This window comes from Buttiauxella agrestis, from assembly GCF_900446255.1.
GTDB classification, from domain to species: Bacteria; Pseudomonadota; Gammaproteobacteria; order Enterobacterales; family Enterobacteriaceae; genus Buttiauxella; species Buttiauxella agrestis.
The window spans coordinates 1,416,936-1,438,287 of the sequence record NZ_UIGI01000001.1 but is presented as its reverse complement, the minus strand read 5'-3'; the positions used below and the strand labels follow the sequence as shown (position 1 = coordinate 1,438,287).

General features: G+C 53.4%; 19 protein-coding genes. 2 read left to right on the top strand and 17 right to left on the bottom strand.

Annotation, left to right across the window (positions count from 1 at the left end):
• Positions 1–254 precede the first annotated feature (254 nt).
• Together DY231_RS25680 and DY231_RS06815 are read left to right on the top strand one after the other, a co-directional pair.
• Positions 255–413 (top strand): hypothetical protein, encoded by a 159-nt coding sequence (locus DY231_RS25680; RefSeq protein WP_425591308.1) that lies wholly within the window; start codon positions 255–257, stop codon positions 411–413.
• 206 nt (positions 414–619) lie between these two features.
• Positions 620–1,906 carry a citrate synthase gene (locus DY231_RS06815; protein WP_034497193.1) on the top strand — a complete coding sequence of 429 codons (1,287 nt, stop codon included), beginning with the start codon at positions 620–622 and terminating at the stop codon, positions 1,904–1,906.
• A gap of 78 nt (positions 1,907–1,984) precedes the next feature.
• On the opposite strand, the gene DY231_RS06810 is transcribed toward DY231_RS06815, so the two are convergent.
• The 17 genes from DY231_RS06810 to nuoC all read right to left on the bottom strand — a co-directional run bounded on the left by DY231_RS06810 (position 1,985) and on the right by nuoC (position 21,298).
• Positions 1,985–2,614 carry a hypothetical protein gene (locus DY231_RS06810; protein ID WP_256682647.1) on the bottom strand — a complete coding sequence of 210 codons (630 nt, stop codon included), beginning with the start codon at positions 2,612–2,614 and terminating at the stop codon, positions 1,985–1,987.
• Positions 2,615–2,706: 92 nt separating this feature from the next.
• Entirely contained in the window at positions 2,707–3,498 is a 792-nt protein-coding gene (gene nei, locus DY231_RS06805) for an endonuclease VIII (protein WP_115627743.1), read from the bottom strand.
• A gap of 17 nt (positions 3,499–3,515) precedes the next feature.
• On the bottom strand, positions 3,516–4,448 hold the full coding sequence (pxpC, locus tag DY231_RS06800; protein ID WP_115627742.1) for a 5-oxoprolinase subunit PxpC: 933 nt from the start codon (positions 4,446–4,448) through the stop codon (positions 3,516–3,518).
• A complete protein-coding gene (pxpB, locus tag DY231_RS06795) occupies positions 4,442–5,098 on the bottom strand; it encodes a 5-oxoprolinase subunit PxpB (RefSeq protein ID WP_115627741.1) in 657 nt (218 codons plus the stop codon). The genes pxpC and pxpB overlap by 7 nt, the downstream gene beginning before the upstream one ends.
• A 20-nt stretch (positions 5,099–5,118) precedes the next feature.
• Positions 5,119–5,862: a type 2 GTP cyclohydrolase I gene (locus tag DY231_RS06790; protein ID WP_115627740.1), complete on the bottom strand. Its 744-nt coding sequence runs from the start codon at positions 5,860–5,862 to the stop codon at positions 5,119–5,121.
• Positions 5,863–5,872: 10 nt separating this feature from the next.
• Complete coding sequence (phrB, locus tag DY231_RS06785; protein ID WP_115627739.1) at positions 5,873–7,291, bottom strand: deoxyribodipyrimidine photo-lyase; 1,419 nt, start codon at positions 7,289–7,291, stop codon at positions 5,873–5,875.
• Positions 7,292–7,422: 131 nt separating this feature from the next.
• A complete protein-coding gene (gene nuoN, locus DY231_RS06780; RefSeq protein ID WP_034497210.1) occupies positions 7,423–8,880 on the bottom strand; it encodes an NADH-quinone oxidoreductase subunit NuoN in 1,458 nt (485 codons plus the stop codon).
• A 6-nt stretch (positions 8,881–8,886) separates the two neighbouring features.
• Positions 8,887–10,416 (bottom strand): NADH-quinone oxidoreductase subunit M, encoded by a 1,530-nt coding sequence (nuoM, locus tag DY231_RS06775; RefSeq protein WP_115627738.1) that lies wholly within the window; start codon positions 10,414–10,416, stop codon positions 8,887–8,889.
• Between the two features lie 206 nt (positions 10,417–10,622).
• Positions 10,623–12,464 (bottom strand): NADH-quinone oxidoreductase subunit L, encoded by a 1,842-nt coding sequence (gene nuoL / locus DY231_RS06770; RefSeq protein WP_115627737.1) that lies wholly within the window; start codon positions 12,462–12,464, stop codon positions 10,623–10,625.
• Positions 12,461–12,763, bottom strand: a complete 303-nt coding sequence (gene nuoK, locus DY231_RS06765) for an NADH-quinone oxidoreductase subunit NuoK (protein ID WP_034458791.1) — start codon at positions 12,761–12,763, stop codon at positions 12,461–12,463. Before nuoK ends, nuoL begins: the two co-directional genes overlap by 4 nt.
• Positions 12,760–13,317, bottom strand: coding sequence for an NADH-quinone oxidoreductase subunit J (gene nuoJ, locus DY231_RS06760; protein WP_115627736.1), 558 nt, complete (start codon positions 13,315–13,317; stop codon positions 12,760–12,762). The genes nuoK and nuoJ overlap by 4 nt, the downstream gene beginning before the upstream one ends.
• A 12-nt stretch (positions 13,318–13,329) precedes the next feature.
• A complete protein-coding gene (gene nuoI / locus DY231_RS06755; RefSeq protein ID WP_034458795.1) occupies positions 13,330–13,872 on the bottom strand; it encodes an NADH-quinone oxidoreductase subunit NuoI in 543 nt (180 codons plus the stop codon).
• A gap of 14 nt (positions 13,873–13,886) precedes the next feature.
• The gene (nuoH, locus tag DY231_RS06750) at positions 13,887–14,864 is read right to left on the bottom strand and encodes an NADH-quinone oxidoreductase subunit NuoH (protein WP_115627735.1); all 978 of its coding nucleotides are present in this window, start codon (positions 14,862–14,864) and stop codon (positions 13,887–13,889) included.
• Complete coding sequence (nuoG, locus tag DY231_RS06745; protein WP_115631781.1) at positions 14,861–17,584, bottom strand: NADH-quinone oxidoreductase subunit NuoG; 2,724 nt, start codon at positions 17,582–17,584, stop codon at positions 14,861–14,863. The genes nuoH and nuoG overlap by 4 nt, the downstream gene beginning before the upstream one ends.
• A gap of 62 nt (positions 17,585–17,646) precedes the next feature.
• Positions 17,647–18,987, bottom strand: coding sequence for an NADH-quinone oxidoreductase subunit NuoF (gene nuoF / locus DY231_RS06740; RefSeq protein WP_115627734.1), 1,341 nt, complete (start codon positions 18,985–18,987; stop codon positions 17,647–17,649).
• Complete coding sequence (nuoE, locus tag DY231_RS06735; RefSeq protein ID WP_034497224.1) at positions 18,984–19,484, bottom strand: NADH-quinone oxidoreductase subunit NuoE; 501 nt, start codon at positions 19,482–19,484, stop codon at positions 18,984–18,986. Before nuoE ends, nuoF begins: the two co-directional genes overlap by 4 nt.
• A 2-nt stretch (positions 19,485–19,486) precedes the next feature.
• Positions 19,487–21,298 carry an NADH-quinone oxidoreductase subunit C/D gene (gene nuoC, locus DY231_RS06730; protein WP_115627733.1) on the bottom strand — a complete coding sequence of 604 codons (1,812 nt, stop codon included), beginning with the start codon at positions 21,296–21,298 and terminating at the stop codon, positions 19,487–19,489.
• Positions 21,299–21,352: the final 54 nt, after the last annotated feature.

Below are 21,352 nucleotides of genomic sequence, written 5' to 3'. Positions count from 1 at the left end.
CGGATCTGCAGGCGGGGTCAGACAGCGTGAACTTTCTATAACTGTGCGTCATGCAAAAACAGCTACATCCAGATGCCAAAAAACTGGCTACAACGCTGGGTGGCGCCCGGTGGCAGGGTATTCCGGAGACCTGGCGGCAGTATAGGCGCTTCACAAATTCATTACAATTAACCTACATATAGTTTGAAGGGTTTTGGTCGGAACAGTGAGCAGGATCACGATAACAACATTATTTTAAATTTTAATCATCTGATTTGACAAAACTTAAACATTCTTGTTACAAACAGAGCCAGAAAAGCCGTATAATTCGTAAAAGTTATAGGGTCTGCCTTTCACCTGAGAATAAGTTATGTAACAGTGTATCGGTATTGACCCAATCAATCAGGACAGTTATTAGTGGTATACAGGTTTGAATGATATGGACTGCTAACGCTCTGATTTGCTGATTTTTCGCCTGCGTGGCATATGTTACCTGCAAGCGCCCTTCGCTCTGTACCCTTGCTGTACACAATCAAAACAGAGCCACGAGCATATAAAAAAACGGGTAAGCGTCACGGTTGGTTTGAAAGCAAGTCGGGCATCCCGCAGTCTGATAAATTAGGCGCTAAGGAGACCGTAAATGGCTGATAAAAAAGCAACTCTCACCTACAATGGTGATGATGCTATCGAACTGGATGTGCTAAAGGGCACGCTCGGTCAGGATGTAATTGATATCCGTAGTCTTGGTTCTAAAGGTGTGTTTACTTTTGACCCGGGTTTCACCTCTACCGCATCATGCGAATCAAAAATCACCTTTATCGACGGTGATGAAGGCATCTTGTTGCACCGTGGTTTCCCGATCGATCAACTGGCAACCCATTCCAATTATCTCGAAGTCTGCTATATCCTGCTAAACGGTGAAAAGCCGACTCAGGAACAATACGAAGAATTCAAAACCACCGTTACCCGTCACACCATGATCCACGAACAAATCACCCGTTTGTTCCACGGTTTCCGTCGTGACTCTCACCCGATGGCTGTTATGTGCGGCGTGACCGGTGCGTTGGCAGCGTTTTACCATGACTCCATGGACGTGAATAACCCACGTCACCGCGAGATTGCAGCTTTCCGTCTGCTGTCCAAAATGCCAACGATGGCAGCGATGTGTTACAAATATTCCATCGGCCAACCGTTCGTTTACCCACGTAACGACCTCTCTTACGCGGGCAATTTCCTGAATATGATGTTCTCCACACCGTGCGAAGAGTACGTGGTGAACCCAATTCTGGAACGTGCAATGGACCGTATTCTGATCCTTCACGCCGACCACGAGCAAAACGCTTCAACCTCTACCGTGCGTACCGCCGGTTCTTCTGGTGCTAACCCGTTCGCCTGTATCGCAGCCGGTATCGCATCCCTTTGGGGACCTGCGCACGGTGGTGCTAACGAAGCGGCACTGAAGATGCTCGAAGAAATCAGCAGCGTTGAACACATTCCTGAGTTCATCCGTCGTGCAAAAGACAAGAACGACTCTTTCCGTCTGATGGGCTTTGGCCACCGCGTCTACAAAAACTACGACCCGCGTGCCACTGTGATGCGTGAAACCTGCCATGAAGTGCTGAAAGAGCTGAATCTGAAAGATAACAGCCTGCTGGAAGTGGCGATGGAACTTGAGCACATTGCGCTTAACGACCCGTACTTCATCGAGAAGAAACTCTACCCGAACGTGGACTTCTACTCCGGTATCATCCTGAAAGCGATGGGAATTCCATCTTCCATGTTTACCGTTATCTTCGCGATGGCGCGTACCGTGGGCTGGATTGCACACTGGAACGAAATGCACGACGACGGCATCAAAATTGCCCGTCCACGTCAGCTGTACACCGGCTACGAACAGCGTGATTTCAAATCTGATTTGAAAAAATAAGTTCGTTTCTGGAAAGTAAAAACGCGCTAAATGGCGCGTTTTTTTATATCTGAAACAGCTCCTGAACTCTGCGCATTGTTATGCCTGCGGCGTATCCGTCAGATTAGTGATGCTTACACCCTGCGGTGTCGAGGTTTGCGTCTCTGTCGGCGACTGAATGGTTGGCGTCAACTCGGTGACTTTCGGCGTCGGTGTTTCCTGCGTCGCTACTGGCGCGGCAGGTGCTTCAGCCTGCGTCTGTTCGGTGGCGGCAGGCTCTTCAATTTGTTTCGGTATCATCGGAATGGGTTCCGCCGGAATCGATTCTGACTTCGGTTTCGGAACGGGAGTTGATGCGCGGACGATAAATGTCGGTTTGCCGTTCGCCACAGAATAGGTCACATGGCTGATCATATCGCTCGATGTCGATACTTCGACAGGCGCTATCGTCACGCGACCAATCAGCGTCCGGGCATAGCCGCCAACTTTATGTTTACCCTCAGGCAGTTGAACCTCGAGACTCTCACTCGTCCCCAGCGTACCGGCATCCTTGCTATCGACAGTCACGTAAATTGCGGTGCCATCGTCAGTTTTCGTCGGGATATGCGTCACTGTCACCCGCGAGGAGCCGAAATCGAAAGCCGGAGCCTGGTCGGCGGTTTTCGATTTTGTGCATCCCGTGAGGGCTAAAACGGCTGCCATGGCAGTCAGGGCGAAACGATAACTCATAGTACAACGTCTTCCTTTAAGATTTTTTTGTGATCTGCGTCCCAATATACCCGATCTCTGCCCGATGAGATAAACGCAATCTTCAGGATTGTTTAATGCTGACAGCCCGGGCACCAATAAAATGGCCTGGATGAAAGCATTGTTTTCTCGATTATGCCGCCGCAACGCTCGCACTTCTGCCCTGCCCGATGAAACACCTTAAAGCTAAAAATCGCCCCATGATGCTTATTTTCATCGACATTCCCACGCGTATTGTAGGAATGGCGCGGAATATCCAGCAGTGCATGCGAAAGTTTGTCGAGTTGCCCGGGGGTTAAATCCTGCGCTTTATGCTGCGCCAGCAACCCCACCGCCCAAAGAATTTCAACGCGCAGATAGTTTCCTAATCCTGCCAGAAATGCCTGATCCAACAGCAGACCGCTGAACTGCCGCTTGCGAAATCTTGCTGATAATAGTCGCTCTTTAACCTGTTCAGCACTCAGGCTGAGATCTAACACATCCGGGCCGACGCGGAGCAAAAATGGATGGCTCGCCAGGCCGTCTGCGTCGAGCATTTCAATGTCCGAGGCGCTATAGAGCAAAATGGATTTATCGGCTGTCTGCAATTTAACGCGTAACACCCGGTTAGTTTCAGGCACTTCCCCTGAAGTAACCACGTGCCACACGCCGTAAAGCTGGTTGTGGCTATAGAGGGTTAAACCGGCAGAAAAATGCGTCAGTAACGCTTTACCGCGCGTTTCGATACGCTCAACTTTTTGGCCGACAAGTGCCTGTTCAAACGCTTTTAACGCAGGAAAGGCAAACCAGGCCGCAGTGATAGGCTTCCCTAAAACCGCGGCTTCGAGTTTATCCGCCGCTCGTCGTATTTCCGGGCCTTCTGGCATCACATTATCCCTGAAAATCAGTCTTCGTTATTCAGCCGCCAGGCCAGTTGCTCGAGATAAATATGCTGCTCTCGACGCGCTTTCAGCGCTTCCTCAAGCGTGCATTGCACAAAATGCACGGGTTCGCCGAGTCGTATTTGCGCCAGGTTAAACATATCGGCTTCAATTACGCAGGCGATTCTCGGATAGCCGCCTGTTGTCTGGGCATCGTTCATCAGCACAATAGGCTGCCCGTTATGCGGCACCTGAACCACACCGGGTAACAAGCCATGCGACAGCAACTCGCGGTCAGTGGTGCGCTCCAGGCGCTGCCCCTGTAAGCGATAGCCCATGCGGTTACTTTGGGGGCTTAACTGCCACGGCAGACGCCAGAATTCATCTTGCGAAGTTTGCGTAAATTCATGATATTCCGGTCCCGCCAGAGCCCGAATGCGATTTCCCCATAACAGCTGTTTCACCCCCCGCGCTTCACGGAAATGGCGTGTGGCGGGTAGCACAGGGATCTCATCGCCATCTTTCAGTAAGCGTCCTTCAAGGCCACCCACCTGCGCTTTAAGATCGGTACTGTACGACCCCAGAACCTCAGGCACATCCAGCCCACCCGCAACAGCAAGATAACTCCGCATGCCACGCTCAGGGTTTTTGAGCTTCAGTTGCTGACCCGCTTTCACCGGCAAACGCCAGCCCGTCCACACCGCACGGCCATCCAACTCGGCATGGCAACCCGCACCGGTCAGGGCAAACCAGGTATCCTGAGTAAACTCAACGACGCAATGGCCGAGCGTGATTTCCAGCGCTGCGCTTTCCGGGGCATTTCCTACCAGCAAATTAGCGATTTGTAACGCTGGTGCATCAAGCGCACCGCAGCGGCTCACGCCTAATTGACGATAGCCATAGCGCCCGGTGTCTTGCACTGACATGTGCATCCCGGCACGAATAATTTTCAGCACACGCCCTCCTTTTGAGGCACAAAGCGCACGGTATCACCCGGGGTTAATAATGTCGGTTTCTCTTCTGCCGGATTGAATAATTTCAACGACGTCTGGCCAATAATCTGCCAACCGCCCGGCGTTGCCAGCGGGTAAATTCCGGTCTGACTGCCGCCAATCCCCACCGAACCGGCAGGAACCATCAAACGCGGTTCAGCGCGTCGTGGGGTAACAAGCGTGGGCGCAAGCCCTGCCAGATACGCAAAGCCTGGCTGGAAGCCGAGGAAATAGACCACGTAATCAACCGCCGCGTGTTGTTCGACCACCTGGCTTACCGATAAACCGCAATGCCCGGCCACTTCTGCCAAATCTGGCCCGTGGCTGCCACCGTAAATCACAGGAATTTCCATGCAGCGCGAAGTGGGTATCATGGCTTCACTCTCTTCCCACCAGCGTTGGATGCGTTCAATGCCATCCAGCGCCAGGCTCTGCGGCTCACGTAATACGACGGTGATATTGTTCATCCCGGGGATAACTTCCGAGACGGAAGGCGCTTCCAGTAATCGTTGGGTCAATCCCCAGATACGTTGCTGACTTTCCAGTGATAATGGCGGCTCCAGTTCGAGAACCACTGCGCTTTCGCCTAATAGATAACAGCGTGCTCTTTGCACTTTTTCTCCTCGGTCTTGCGTTATGCCGGGTTCGGAATATCAATGAAGGTGACGTCTAAATCGGTTTCGCTGTTCAGCCAGTCGCTCAATGCCTGGATGCCGCCGCGTTCAGTAGCATGATGGCCAGCCGCATAGAAATGCAGACCTTGTTCGCGCGCCGAGTGAATAGTTTGTTCTGAAACTTCGCCGGTAATGAAAGCATCGACGCCAAAACGGGCCGCGCTATCAATAAAGTTTTGCCCGCCGCCCGTACACCAGGCCACGCGACGAATGTGTTCCGGGCCGGTATCGCCACACCATAGCGGTGTGCGCCCCAGACGCATCTCAATCCATGACGCCAGTTCAACGCCGGAAAGTGGCGTTGGGAACTCTCCCCAGGGCACCAGCGGCTCAATTTCACCTTTGGTTTCAATGCCCAGCAACGCACCAAGCTGCGCGTTATTACCGAGTTGCGGATGCGCATCAAGCGGCAAGTGCCAGCCGAAGAGATTGATATCGTGAGCCAGCAGCGCTTTGAGGCGATTGCGTTTCATGCCCCGAATCACCGGCGATTCACCTTTCCAGAAATAACCATGGTGAACGATGATAGCGTCTGCCTGTTGGCGTATCGCCTCATCAATCAGCGCTTGGCTTGCGGTCACGCCGGTCACAATTTTGCGAATCTCTTCGCGCCCTTCAACCTGCAAACCATTCGGTGCGTAATCGCTTATCGCAGCACTATTGAGCTTCTCGTTAATCAGACGTTCGAGTTCGCTATTTTTCATCTTCTTTCTCTCAAGATTTCCGGGCCGCTTCATAAGCGGCGAGTGTCGCGATACGTGCTTGTTTATGTTCAACAATGGGGCGTGGATAGTCCAGCTTCAATTGTTGTTTTTCTGCCCAAACCCAGGGCGTATGAATATATTTATCCGGAACATCAGTCAGCTCAGGCAACCAGCGGCGGATAAATTCCCCTTGCGCATCAAAACGCTCACCCTGTGTGGTCGGGTTGAAGATGCGAAAATAGGGTGCCGCGTCGGTGCCTGTGGAGGCTGCCCACTGCCAGCCGCCATTGTTTGCGGCGAGATCCCCATCAATCAGCTGTGACATAAAGTAACGTTCACCACGCCGCCAGTCACACAATAAATCTTTGACCAGAAAACTCGCCACCACCATGCGTAAACGGTTGTGCATCCAGCCTGTGGTGTTGAGCTGGCGCATGGCCGCATCCACAATCGGGAAACCTGTTTTACCTTGCTGCCAGGCGAGAAACTGCGATTCATCTTGTCGCCAGACAACGTTGTCTGTCCATGAGATAAATGGCTGATGGCGACAAAGTTTCGGATACGCCACCAGCAAATGGCGATAGAACTCGCGCCAGATTAATTCGTTTAACCAGACACTCCCACTTCCCCCCTCCAGCGCCTGGGGATGTTCTTTTAGCAGACGATGTAAACACTGGCGCGGCGACAGCACACCAGTCGCCAGATACGCCGATAAGCGGCTGGTCCCGTCGATGGCGGGGAAATCCCGTTGTTGCTCGTAATCAGCAACCGGCTGGTGGCAAAACTGGCGCAGTTGGTTAATCGCCTGCTGTTCGCCGATGGGGAACAAACTTTCATCTATTGGCTGGCGGGGATAATCAAATTCGCGGAGTAATTCTGGCTTAGGCAATGTGATTTCACGTGCTTTCGGCGCCGGAACACATTCCGGTAAACCTTCGTGCAAGCGTTTGATAAACGCTTTGCTAAAAGGCGTGAAGACTTTGTACATCTCGTTATTGCCCGTTGTGACGCTGCCGGGCGGCAGTAATACGCTGTCATCAAAACCCTGGCAAACCACATCCCGACCCAGCGCCTTCTCAACCGCTGCATCACGCTGGCGTTCATTAAGTTCGTATTGATAGTTATAAAACAGGGCGTCGATGTGTTGCTGTTCGCAGAAACTCTTCAGGTATTCAACGCAGTCATTAAAATCAGCCACTTCATGAATCCGCAACTCAACGCCGCGCTGGGCAAGTGCGCGAGACAAACTTTGCACGTGTTGCCAGATAAACTCGGCCTGACGCGGCGCCATATCGTGCTGCCGCCATTGCTCTGGTGTGGCAATAAAAAGACCGACGACACGAGCGTGAGGGTCACGACATGCGGCAGCTAACGCCAGGTTATCATTTACCCGTAGATCATTGCGAAACCAGACCAGATGCGTGGTCATAAAACTCCATATTTAATTACCTGGCGCAAGATATGCTTCCGCACGTTTGAAAATGCTCGCTTAAGTGTAGCAAGCCCATAAAACAAAAAGGGCCACCCTGTTGGGCAGCCCTTTCACAGGTCGGGTTGGAACTACATCATCGGTGTCGCCATACGCACCAGCGTAATCAGCGGTTGCGGGTAAACACCCAGCAACAACACCAGCACGGCGGAGATCAGCACGACAACACCGCCCGCAGTAAATGCCCAGTTTGTTGGCGCATCACGGCCTGGCTGTTGCGGTGCGTTCAGATACAAACTCACCGTCACACGCAGATAGTAGTAAAGACCAATCGCACTACCCAGCACCACAGCACCGGTCAGCCACCATAGGTGAGACTGCACGCCGACGGCGATGATGTAGAACTTACCGATGAAGCCCAGTGTCATTGGGATACCCGCCAAAGACAGCATCATCACGGTCATCACCGCAGACAGAATCGGCTTGTGCCAGAACAGACCACGGTAGGAGTACAGCGAATCAGCATCCGGTCCACGGTACGGGCTGGACATCAGGCTGACAACACCGAAGGCACCGAGGCTGCTGAACAGATAACCGGCCAGATACACACCAACGGATTCCATCGACATATCGCCGCTTTGCAGCGCAATCAGAGCCACCAGCAGATAACCCAGGTGCGCGATAGACGAGTAACCCAGCAGGCGCTTGATGTTGGTCTGGCTCAACGCCATCAGGTTGCCGACGATGATAGAAGCGAAGGCGATAATCCCCAGCACCACACGCACTGCTTCGCTATCGCCAACTGGCGCGTAGAGGAACAGACGCATCACCACACCAAAGATGGCGATTTTGCTGGCAGTGGCCAGGAAGGTGGAAACCGGAGCCGGTGCGCCCTGGTAAACGTCTGGTGTCCACAGGTGGAACGGAACCAGCGACAGTTTAAAGCCAAGGCCAACAATCATCAGACCCAGACCCGCCAGCAGCAGCGGTTCATGCAGCATGTTATCGGCGAGGCTCTTACCGAGGCTCACAAACGACAGGTCGCCAGATTCCGCATACACCAGCGCCATACCGAACAGCAGGAATGAAGACGCTGCGGCAGACAGAATAGTGTATTTGATACTGGCTTCCAGCGAGCGTTTCTGGCGGAAAGCGTAACCAATCAAACCGAACAACGGCAGAGAAATCAGCTCGATACCGAGGAACAACGCGGCCAGGTGGTTTGCGTTAGCCAGCAGAATACCGCCGAGAGCGGCAATCAATACCAGTAAGTAAAACTCTTCGCGGTTGTCGGTATAACCTTGCAACCACGGATAAGCAAACGTACAAGTCGCAAGGCTCGCCAGCAAAACCAAACCGGTGTAAAGCATCGCATAGCCATCAACGCGCATCAGCGGCGTGACGTCCATTGCGCCAGCCTGGCCAACAAACCACAGTGAAACGAGTGCGGCATTCAGGCCGATTACTGCCAGTGTTGCATTGACAAAATGGTCGCGTCGCCACGCTATGGAGAGCATCACAACCACCACCGTCAATCCGACGACGAGCAGCGGTAGCAGCGCGATCAATTGTTGAGGAGTTATAGTCATGGCGAATTACGGCCTTGTAGTTGGAATTGAACTGGTAAACCACTGCTGAATATTGCTCATCGCGGAATGCGAAGTATCCAGAATTGGCTGCGGGTAGAAGCCCAACAGGACTAACAACACCACCAGCAACAGGATGATAAAGAACTCGCGCAGCGACATGCCTGCCAGTTGTTTATCACTGATTTCACTTTTCGCTTTACCGAAGTAAGCACGATGAATCATCGCCAGAGAATATACAGAGGCAAAGACCAGACCGAAGGTCGAGATAATCGTAATCATTGGCACGACACGGTAGCTGCCGAACAGAATCATAAATTCGCCAACGAAGTTACCGGTACCCGGCATACCCAGCGTTGCCACTGCAAAGAACAGCGACAGACCTGGCAGCCATTTAATTTTGTTCCACAGGCCACCCATCAGACGCATATCACGAGTGTGCAGACGCTCGTAAATCTGACCACAGATGATGAACATACCGGCCGCAGAAAGACCGTGCGCAATCATCTGAATTACCGCACCCTGGTAAGCCAGTTGGCTGCCGGTATAAATGGCAATCAACACGAAGCCCATGTGGGAAACGGAGGTATAAGCAATCAGACGTTTGATGTCGGTTTGTGCGAAGGCCATCCACGCGCCGTAGAAGATACCGATGACACCCAGCCACATCGCGATAGGTGCAAACTCAGCAGACGCTTCCGGGAACAGCGGCAGTGCGAAACGCAGCAGACCGTAGGCCGCGGTTTTCAGCAAGATACCTGCGAGGTCAACAGAACCCGCCGTCGGTGCCTGGGAGTGCGCATCGGGTAGCCAACCGTGCAATGGAACCACTGGCATTTTCACCGCAAACGCAATGAAGAAGCCCAGCATCAGTAACCATTGAACGCTGCTGGACATTTCAGTGTGCAGCAATTGCTCGTAGTTAAATGTCCAGACGCCGGTTGAGTTGTAATGCACGAACACCAGACCAAGAATGGCAATCAACATCACCAGGCCGCTTGCCTGGGTGTAGATGAAGAACTTGGTCGCAGCGGTGATACGCGTCTTCCCGTCGGAGGCTTTGTGGCCCCACAGTGCAATCAGGAAGTACATCGGCACCAGCATCATTTCCCAGAAGAAGAAGAACAGGAACATGTCGATGGCAAGGAACACGCCGATAACGCCACCGAGGATCCACATCAGGTTGAGGTGGAAAAAGCCCTGATATTTTTCGATTTCATTCCAGGAACAGAGTACCGCCAGCACGCCGAGCAGACCGGTGAGGACCACCATCAGCAGTGACAGGCCATCCAACGCCAGATGGATTTCAATCCCAAAGCGTGGGATCCACGGCAAAACAAATTCAGACTGCCACTGCGGCAAACCTGCGGATTGCGTCAGTGTGTAGCCACCGGCTAACCACAGTTGCAAAGAGAGAGCCAGTGTCAGCCCCATCGTTACCAGCGCGATCCAACGCGGCACTTTTACGCCGAAACGTTCAGTCTGCCAGCAGAGGAAGCCGCCAATAAAGGGGATTAGTATCAGCCAGGGTAATAGCATGGCAATAAATATCCTTGTTAAAGTCCAGTTCAGGCTATCTTGCTCGTCATACCGAACCCCGACAGTGCTCGCAATCCTCACGTACTCAAGTACGCTCCGGTTGCTCCGCGCTGGCGGTGTTTAGTCTGACTTCGCCGATGACGCCTGTTTTTCAGGACCTAATTTTCAACGAATTCTCAGAGAAAATTCACTTAACTCTTAAATACTTAGCGCAAGACCAGCAGCAAGCCCAGAACAACCACCGCGCCGATACTCATTGATGCCACATACCAGCGAAGATAACCGTTCTCGCTCACCAACAGACCGCGACCTGCAAAGCGGGAAAGAACTGCCGGAATGTTCATCAGTGAATTCAGCGGATCGCTCTTAATCAACCAGGCGATACCGAGGAATGGCTTAACAAAGACTTTGTCATACAGCCAATCGAAGCCCCAGGCATGGAACCACCAGGTACCGAAGAAGCGGCCCGGTGCGCTGTTAGCAATGGCGGTCACCAGAGTGCGTTTGCCCAGCCACAGCCATGCTGCAATCAGGATGCCGGCGATAGCCACAACGCCTGAAGTAATCTCCAGCGTCAGCACGCTACCATGAGCAAGCTCTGTGGTCGCTGGCAGGACGCCCGCTAATGGCGGAACAATCATTGCCCCCACGAAAGTGGACAACACCAGCAGCACAATCAGCGGCAGGTGGTGAGTGATGCCTTTAAGCGCATGCGCGTGAATCTGCTCTTTACCGTGGAAGACGATGAAGATCATACGGAAGGTATACAGCGAGGTCATAAACGCACCGACCAGACCTGCAACCATCAGGTTCATATGACCATTTGCCATCGCACCGGCCAGAATCTCATCTTTACTGAAGAAGCCCGCAGTAATGATTGGCAGAGCAGACAACGCAGCACCGCCGACCAGGAAGCAGATATACACCAGCGGAATGGACTTACGCAGGCCACCCATTTTGAAGATGTTTTGTTCGTGGTGGCAGGCAAGAATCACCGAACCAGACGACAGGAACAGCAACGCTTTGAAGAAAGCGTGCGTCATCAGGTGGAAAATCGCCGCATCCCACGCTTGTACGCCCAGTGCCAGGAACATGTAGCCAATCTGGCTCATGGTCGAGTACGCGAGCACACGTTTGATATCGGTTTGCACCAGTGCCGCAAAGCCTGCCATCACCAGCGTCACTGCACCTACGATACCCACCAAATGCAGCACTTCAGGTGTTAACAGGAACAGGCCGTGAGTACGCGCAATCAGGTAGACACCTGCGGTAACCATGGTTGCCGCGTGGATCAGCGCTGAAACTGGCGTTGGGCCAGCCATTGCATCCGCAAGCCAGGTCTGTAAAGGCAACTGCGCAGATTTACCTACCGCGCCGCCTAACAGCATCAGGGTTGCCCACATCAGCATTTGGTTGCCAGCCGCAAAGTGCTGCGGTGCCAGTTCAACCATTTCACGGAAGTTCAGCGTGCCCAGTTCGTTGTAAAGAATGAACAGTGCGAAAGCGAGGAACACGTCGCCCACGCGGGTCACAACGAACGCTTTCATGGCCGCCGCGCCGTTCTTCGGATCGGTGTAGTAGAAACCAATCAGCAGATACGAGCACAGACCCACGCCTTCCCAACCGAGATACATCAGCAACAGGTTATCGCCAAGCACCAGAACGACCATGCTCGCAATAAACAAGTTGGTGTAGGCGAAGAAGCGGGAGTAGCCCTCTTCGCCGCGCATATACCAGGAAGCGTACATGTGGATCAGGAAGCCAACGCCCGTCACCACAGACAGCATGGTCAGTGACAAACCGTCGAGGATCAGATTAAAGCCGATATTGAAATCACCGACTGACATCCAGGTCCACAGAGGCTGCGTGAAGGCTTGTTGCCCGTTGTTGAAGAAATCAACGCCGACAATCGCGGTGACTAACGCCGCAAGGCCGATTGAGCCAACTCCAACCGTGGCAGAAAGGTTTTCTGACCAACGGCCACGAGAGAACGCCAACAATAAAAAGCCAATAAAAGGCAAAAGAATGGTTAACCAGAGAAGGTTCATCCACGCATCTCACTTACTGAATCGATATTCAGGCTCTGGCGACGACGATGGAGCTGCAATAACAGCGCGAGGCCAATACTGGCTTCGGCGGCAGCTAAGCTAATCGCGAGAATATACATCACCTGGCCGTCAGCCTGGCCCCAATAACTCCCGGCGACCACAAACGCGAGCGCCGCGGCGTTAATCATCACTTCCAGGCTAATCAACATGAAAAGCAGGTTGCGACGAATCACCAGGCCAGTCAGCCCAAGAACGAACAAAATGGCAGCAAGGATTAGTCCATGTTGCAGCGGAATCATACGTGCTCCTCCGTTTTTCTTTTCACAGCCGCGTCAGCCTGGCGATTGCTCAGCACTTCACCAGGGCGGTCTTCACGACCCAGGTGGAAGGCCACAACCAGACCCGCTAACAGCAGCATTGAGGCTAATTCCACTGCCAGAACGTACGGTCCGAACAGCGCGATACCTACCGCTTTTGCACTCACTGAGGTGCCGTCGATACCCTGGTCATTCAGACCGAGAATCGCGTAAACCAGCACCGCCAGCAGGACAGCAGACAAAACACCAGGCCCAATCCACAGTTGTGGTTTCAGCCATTGGCGCTCTTGTTCAACAACCGAGCCACCAAGGTTAAGCATCATGACCACGAAGACGAACAGCACCATGATGGCACCGGCGTAAACGATAATCTCAAGCGCTGCGGCGAAGTACGCTCCCAGGGAGAAAAACACCCCGGAGATTGCCAGCAGCGAGATGATCAGATACAGCAAGGCATGCACCGGGTTGGTATGTGTGATCACCCGTAAGGTGGTCCCAACCGCGATGATTGCGCAAATATAAAAAGCGAATTCCATTGCCTTGCTCCTTTAAGGTAATAGGCCTTTGACGTCGATAGGCTTGGCTTCGTTTTCCGCTTCGCCCTTATCTTTGCCGTCGATTGCCATACCTGCCATCCGGTAGAAGTTATATTCCGGGTATTTGCCCGGACCGGAGATCAACAGGTCCTCTTTTTCGTACACCAAATCCTGGCGCTTAAACTCACCCAGCTCGAAGTCTGGAGTCAGCTGAATCGCGGTGGTTGGGCACGCTTCTTCGCACAGGCCACAGAAGATGCAGCGCGAGAAGTTGATGCGGAAGAATTCTGGATACCAGCGGCCATCTTTTGTTTCTGCTTTTTGCAAAGAGATACAGGCTACCGGGCAGGCTACCGCACACAGGTTACAGGCTACGCAGCGCTCAGAGCCGTCCGGATCGCGCGTTAACACGATGCGGCCACGGTAGCGCGGCGGTAAATAGACTGGCTCTTCCGGATACATCTGCGTTTCGCGTTTGGCAAACGCATGCAGACCGATCATCCAGATACTGCGTACCTGGGTGCCGAAACCAACCGCTAACTCTTTCAATGTCATGGTTTTTTCACCCCTTATGGTGCCTGATAGAGAATGACCGCGGCGGTCACCAGCAGATTGACCAGTGTCAACGGCAGGCAAATTTTCCAGCCGAAGGACATCACCTGGTCATAACGCGGACGAGGCAATGAAGCACGAATCAAAATGAACATCATCATGAAGAACGCAGTTTTCAGTGCGAACCAGATGAACGGCGGTAACCACGGGCCATGCCAGCCACCAAAGAACAGGGTCACGATCATCGCTGAAACGGTGACGATACCGATGTATTCACCGACGAAGAACAGACCGAATTTCATGCCTGAATATTCGATGTGATAACCATCGGCCAGCTCTTGCTCTGCTTCCGGTTGGTCAAACGGGTGACGGTGACAAACCGCAACGCCTGCGATAGCGAAAGTGATAAAGCCAAAGAACTGCGGGATCACGTTCCACAGGTTCGCCTGGTTATCGACGATATCGCCCATATTGAACGAACCCGCTTGCGCCACAACGCCCATCAGCGACAGACCGAGGAACACTTCATAGCTCAGCGTTTGTGCCGAAGCACGCATCGCGCCGAGCAGTGAGTATTTGTTGTTACTTGACCAGCCAGCAAACAGTACGGCGTACACCGCCAGACCCGCCAGCATCAGGAAGAACAAGATACCAATGTTCAGGTCGGCAACCACCCAGCTCGGGCTGACTGGCACAATCGCAAAGGCCAGCAGCATCGAGGTGAAAGCAATCATCGGTGCCAGGGTAAAGATGACGCGGTCCGCAAAGCGCGGGGTCCAGTCTTCTTTAAAGAACATCTTGATCATGTCCGCGACTAACTGGAGCGAACCGCCCCAGCCAACACGGTTCGGTCCGTAACGGTTCTGGAACAGGCCCAGCAAACGACGTTCACCAAAGCTCATGAACGCGCCGCAAGTCACTACTACCAGCAGGATCACGACCGCTTTAAGAATGCTCAGCAGAATGTCGATAACATCCGGTGTTAACCAACTCATTGGCCAGCCTCCTGGAGATTTTCAAGACGAGCACCCGCCAGTACCGGAGCAATGCCAGGCATCCCCATCGGTAAACCAACCTGCCCTGCTGCCAGACCTTCGGAAAGTTGCAGCGGCAGACTCAACGTCTGGCCTTCGTAACTAAACGAAATCAGGCTTCCCGCATTCACGCCCAGTTTTGCAGCGTCTGCCGGATTGAGCTTGATGTACGGCTCGGCCATGCGGCTCTGGAATATCGGAGAACGCTGGGACATTTCATCGCTGCCAAACAGATGGTAGTAAGGCGCGATACGCCATTTCCCTTCTTCGGCATGGAAGATTTCCGGCACGTCGGTGAAGTAATCAATCCCCGTTTCGGACGCTTCAATCAGACGTACACCCGGATCGCCATGACGCAGTTTGCCACCCACTTCGGCCTGGAATTTGTTCCATGCCTGCGGTGAGTTCCAGCCTGGTGCCCATGCAAATGGAATTTGCTGGCGATTTGCCGACGGACTGTTGCTCCCTTCCATAGAGAAGGCAAACATGGTGTCTTTATCCTGCGGCTGGCGCGGTTCATGCACGCTGATGTTCGCGCGCATCGCCGTACGACCACTGGAGCGGATTGGTGAACGCGACAGTTTCTGACCACGAATACGGAAGCTGGCATCTGGTGCCGCATCTTTAATTCCGGCCAGTTGCGGCAGCGCTTTCACGCACGCATCGATAACGTGGTCGAGTTGCGTCCAGTCCACTTCACGGCTTTGAACCGTGCTGTGCAGAGAGTGCAACCAGCGCCAGCTTTCGAGCATCACCACTGAATGGTCGTAGTAAGACGGGTCATAAACCTGGAAGAAACGCTGTGCGCGGCCTTCGTTGTTAATCACGGTACCGTCGCTTTCAGCAAAGCTTGCGGTGGACAGCACCAGGTGGGCTTTGTCCATAATCGCGGTGCGCTGATGGTCAATAACCATTACCAGCGGCGCTTTGCTCAGTGCTGCGTCAACACGCGCCGCTGAAGCATGGCGGTGCAGATCGTTTTCCAGCACCACGACCGCATCGGCCGCACCGCTTTCCAGCTCACTTAACGCTTCTTCCAGCGAGCCGCCGCCAATCATGCCGAGACCTAAGCTGTTAACCGCGCGAGCGACCATAGTGATACCGACATCGGCACCACGGCCTTTCAGTGCTTTAGCCACGTTGGCTGCCGCCTGAATCACCGCTTCGCTACCGGCGTTAGTACCGGATACGATCAATGGTTTTTTCGCACCCGCCAGCGCTTGCACGATAACGTCGACTTTGTTTTTCAGGTCACGATCCAATTCAACTGCTGGAGAGTTGCTGTCCAGCGCGTTGGCGATTGCGAAGCCCAGACGCGCCTGATCTTCAACCGGCGCACGGTAAGTCCACGCGGCGATATCGTCCAGACGAGTGCTGTCGATGTTGGTGACAAACAGTGGGTGTTTGGCGTGCTGGCCAATGTTCAGGATTGCGGCAATCTGCCAGTCAGCCACTTTCTGTGCCGCTGCCATTTCACGCGCTTTGCCTTTCACGGCCTGACGCACAGCCAGCGCAACACGTGCACCGGTTTGGGTAATATCTTCGCCCAGCACCAGAACCGCATCGTAAGATTCGATTTCACGCAGTGCCGGTGTATGAATGCCGCTTTCTTGCAGCACTTTGAGCATCAGTTGCAGGCGTGCTTGTTCACCGGTTGCGATACCGGTGTAGAAGTTGTCCGCACCGACCAGCTCGCGCAGCGCAAAGTTGCTTTCAACGCTGGCACGTGGGGATCCGATACCGATCACTTTCTTCGACTGGCGCAGAATATCCGCCGCTCCCTGCATCGCCTGTTCAGCGTTCAGGGTGATCAGATCGTCGCCACGACGTTGGATCGGCTGACGTGGACGATCCTTCAGGTTGACGTAGCCATAACCGAAGCGGCCACGGTCACATAAGAAGTAGTGGTTCACGGTGCCGTTATAACGGTTTTCGATACGACGCAATTCACCATAGCGCTCACCCGGGCTGGTGTTACAGCCGATGCTGCACTGCTGGCAAATGCTCGGTGCGAACTGCATATCCCACTTACGGTTGTAACGCTCGGAGTGAGTTTTGTCCGTGAACACGCCGGTCGGGCAGATTTCTACCAGGTTACCGGAGAATTCGCTCTCAAGCGTGCCGTCTTCCGGGCGACCGAAGTAGACGTTATCGTGCGCGCCATAAACACCTAAGTCGGTGCCGTCAGCGTAGTCTTTGTAGTAACGCACGCAGCGGTAACAGGCGATACAGCGGTTCATTTCGTGAGAGATGAACGGGCCGAGATCCTGATTACGGTGAGTACGTTTGGTGAAGCGATAGCGGCGGAAGCTATGACCGGTCATGACCGTCATATCCTGCAAGTGGCAGTTGCCGCCTTCTTCACAAACCGGGCAGTCGTGTGGGTGGTTGGTCATCAACCATTCCACAACGCTTTCACGGAATTCTTTTGCTTCACCGTCATCAATAGAGATGAACGTGCCGTCCGAGGCCGGTGTCATACAAGACATCACCAGGCGGCCACGAAGATCTTCTGCGTTCTGATATTGCTTCACCGCGCACTGGCGGCAAGCACCGACGCTGCCTAGCGCCGGGTGCCAGCAAAAATAAGGAATATCGAGGCCGAGTGACAGACATGCTTGTAGCAGGTTGTCTGACCCGTTTACCTCATATTCTTTGCCGTCTACATGAATCGTAGCCATAGTCAGCATGCTTCCAGTTAATTATAAAATTTTTCTTACCTGCACCTTTATCGGCGCAGATATCACCAGCGTGCTTTTAACAAGTTCGGCTGAATGCCACTAATGGCACGGGTGTTACCGAAATCTTGTTTGGCAATGCCTGCTTCGAATTCTTCGCGGAAATATTTAATCGCGCTCTGCAATGGCTCAACCGCACCTGGCGCATGCGCACAGAAGGTTTTACCTGGACCAAGGAATCGACACAGTTGCTCAAGTGTTTCGATATCCCCTGGCTGGCCTTCGCCACGCTCAAGCGCACGCAGAATTTTTACGCTCCACGGCAAACCGTCACGGCACGGTGTACACCAGCCACAAGATTCGCGGGCAAAGAACTCTTCCAGGTTACGAACCAACGGAACCATACCAATTTCATGGTCTACGGCCATCGCCAGTGCGGTACCTAAACGGCTGCCTGCTTTGCCGATGCTTTCGAATTCCATCGGTAAATCGAGGTGTGATTCGGTCAGGAAGTCAGTCCCTGCCCCACCCGGCTGCCAGGCTTTGAATTTAAGTCCATCACGCATACCGCCCGCATACTCCTCGAGGATTTCACGTGCCGTGGTGCCGAACGGTAATTCCCAAACGCCAGGATTTTTCACACGACCCGAGAAGCCCATCAGCTTAGTACCGGCATCTTTGCTGGTAGAAATGCCCTGGTACCACTCCACGCCATCAGCAAGAATCGCCGGGACGTTACACAGCGTTTCGACGTTGTTAACGCAGGTCGGTTTACCCCAGACGCCGCTTGACGCAGGGAATGGCGGTTTTGAACGTGGATTCGCGCGGCGGCCTTCGAGGGAGTTAATCAGCGCGGTTTCTTCACCACAGATATAACGCCCGGCACCGGTGTGCACGATCAGTTCAAAATCAAAACCAGAACCGAGAATATTTTTGCCAAGCAGGCCCGCTTCGGTGGCTTCAGCAATCGCACGGCGCAGATGCACAGCCGCTTCGATGTATTCGCCACGCAGGAAGATGTAGCCGCGATACGCTTTGAGCGCGAACGCAGAAATCAACATGCCTTCCACCAAAAGGTGCGGCAGTTGCTCCATCAGCAAGCGGTCTTTATAGGTGCCCGGTTCCATTTCATCGGCGTTACACAGCAGGTAACGGATGTTCATGGACTCGTCTTTAGGCATCAGGCTCCACTTCAAACCCGTGGAGAAGCCTGCGCCGCCACGCCCTTTCAGGCCAGCGTCTTTAACACGGTTAACGACTTCATCTGGTGCAAGGCCAGTCAACGCCAGACGAGCACCTTCGTAGCCGTTTTTGCTGCGATATTCATCCAGCCAGACCGGCTGTTTGTCATCACGCAACCGCCAGGTCAGCGGGTGGGTTTCGGCAGTACGAATTACTGTTTTCATTTGTACTGCTCCAGCAAATCAGGGATCGCTTCCGGCGTCAGATGGCTGTGAGTGTCATCATCAATCATCATGGTCGGCCCTTTGTCGCAGTTGCCCAGACAGCAAGTTGGCAGCAGGGTAAAGCGACCATCAAACGTGGTTTGACCCGGTTTGATGCTCAGTTTTGCTTCGATAGCCGACTGAATGCCCTGGTAGCCCGTAATATGGCAAACCACGCTATCGCAATAGCGGATAACGTGGCGGCCCACCGGCTGGCGGAAAATCTGGCTATAGAAAGTCGCAACACCTTCTACGTCACTGGCAGGAATGCCCAGCACGTCAGCGATGGCATAAATAGCGCCGTCTGGCACCCAGCCACGCTGTTTCTGTACAATTTTCAGCGCTTCGATAGACGCTGCGCGAGCATCTTCGTAATGATGTTTTTCGTGCTCAATCGCATCACGCTCGGCCGCACTCAATTCAAAAGCTTCGGCCTGGGGTTGTTGTTTATCGTGCATAGTTAGCGATCCACATCAGACATTACAAAATCGATACTACCCAGATAGACAATCAGGTCAGAAACCAGGCTGCCACGAATCGCCGACGGGATTTGCTGCAAGTGCGCAAAGCTCGGGGTGCGGATGCGGGTACGGTAGCTCATGGTGCTGCCGTCGCTGGTCAGGTAGTAACTGTTAATCCCTTTCGTCGCCTCAATCATCTGGAAGGATTCGTTAGCCGGCATGACCGGGCCCCACGAAACTTGCAGGAAGTGAGTGATCAGGGTCTCGATATGTTGCAGCGTGCGCTCTTTCGGCGGCGGCGTTGTCAGCGGATGGTCAGCTTTGAACGGGCCAGCAGGCATGTTTTTCAGGCACTGATCAAGAATGCGCAAGCTCTGGCGAAGTTCTTCAACTTTCAACATCACGCGGGTGTAGCAGTCGCTGATGCCACCGCCGACCGGAATTTCGAAGTCGAAGTTTTCATAACCAGAGTAAGGGCGAGCTTTACGGATATCGAAATCGACACCAGTAGCACGCAAGCCAGCACCGGTAGTGCCCCACTCCAGCGCTTCTTTCTTGCCATACGCAGCAACGCCCTGAGAACGGCCTTTCAGGATGGTGTTGCGCAGCGCAGCTTTCTCGTAGGAATCCAGACGTTTCGGCATCCAGTCGAGGAACTCTTTAAGCAGACGTTCCCAACCGTTTGGCAAGTCATGTGCTACACCGCCGATACGGAACCAGGCCGGGTGCATACGGAAACCGGTAATCGCTTCGACCAGGTCATAGATTTTCTGACGGTCGGTAAAGGCGAAGAACACCGGAGTCATCGCGCCCACGTCCTGAATAAACGTGGAGATGTACAGCAGGTGGCTGTTGATACGGAACAGTTCAGACAGCATGACGCGGATAACGTCTACGCGTTCAGGAACCTTGATACCCGCCAGTTTTTCGACCGCCAGCACGTAGGGCATTTCGTTTACGCAACCGCCGAGATACTCGATACGGTCGGTGTAAGGAATGTAGCTATGCCAGGACTGACGCTCACCCATTTTCTCAGCGCCACGGTGGTGATACCCGATGTCCGGAACGCAATCGACAATTTCTTCACCGTCGAGTTGCAGGACAATACGGAATGCGCCGTGAGCAGATGGGTGGTTAGGACCGAGGTTCAGGAACATGAAGTCTTCATGTTCACTGCTGCGCTTCATGCCCCAATCTTCAGGCTTGAAGGTCAGCGCTTCCATCTCGAGGTCTTCTTTCTGTTTAGTCAATTCAAACGGATCGAACTCGGTGGCGCGCGCCGGGTAGTCTTTACGCAGCGGATGGCCTTCCCACGTTGGCGGCATCATGATGCGCGTCAGGTGCGGGTGCCCATTAAAGGTGATGCCAAACATTTCCCATGTTTCACGCTCATACCAGTTCGCGTTAGGGAACAGTTTGGTTATCGTTGGTACGTTCAGGTCGTTTTCAGACAGCGCCACCTTGAGCATGATGTCGCGATTGCGATCGATAGAAATCAGGTGGTAGAAAACGGAAAAATCCGCGGCCGGTAAACCGTCGCGGTGAGTACGAAGACGCTCATCCATACCATGCAAGTCAAATAGCATGACGTAAGGTTTTGGCAGTCTTTTCAGGAAATCGACAACTTCCAGTAATTGTTCACGCTTAACCCAGGCCACCGGAACACCAGTGCGGGTTGGCTGAACAGTGAAGGCATCCGGCCCAAAACGGTTACGCAGTTCGCCAATAACCGGATCATCAAGATGGTCACGGGTTTGCCAGGCTTGCTGGTTGGCATCATGCGCAGTTAAATCGGTCATAATTCTCACCATTGCAAATGGTACTGTGGTGACTGTTGGTCAGCGGCTTCGCGCTAATATTATTGA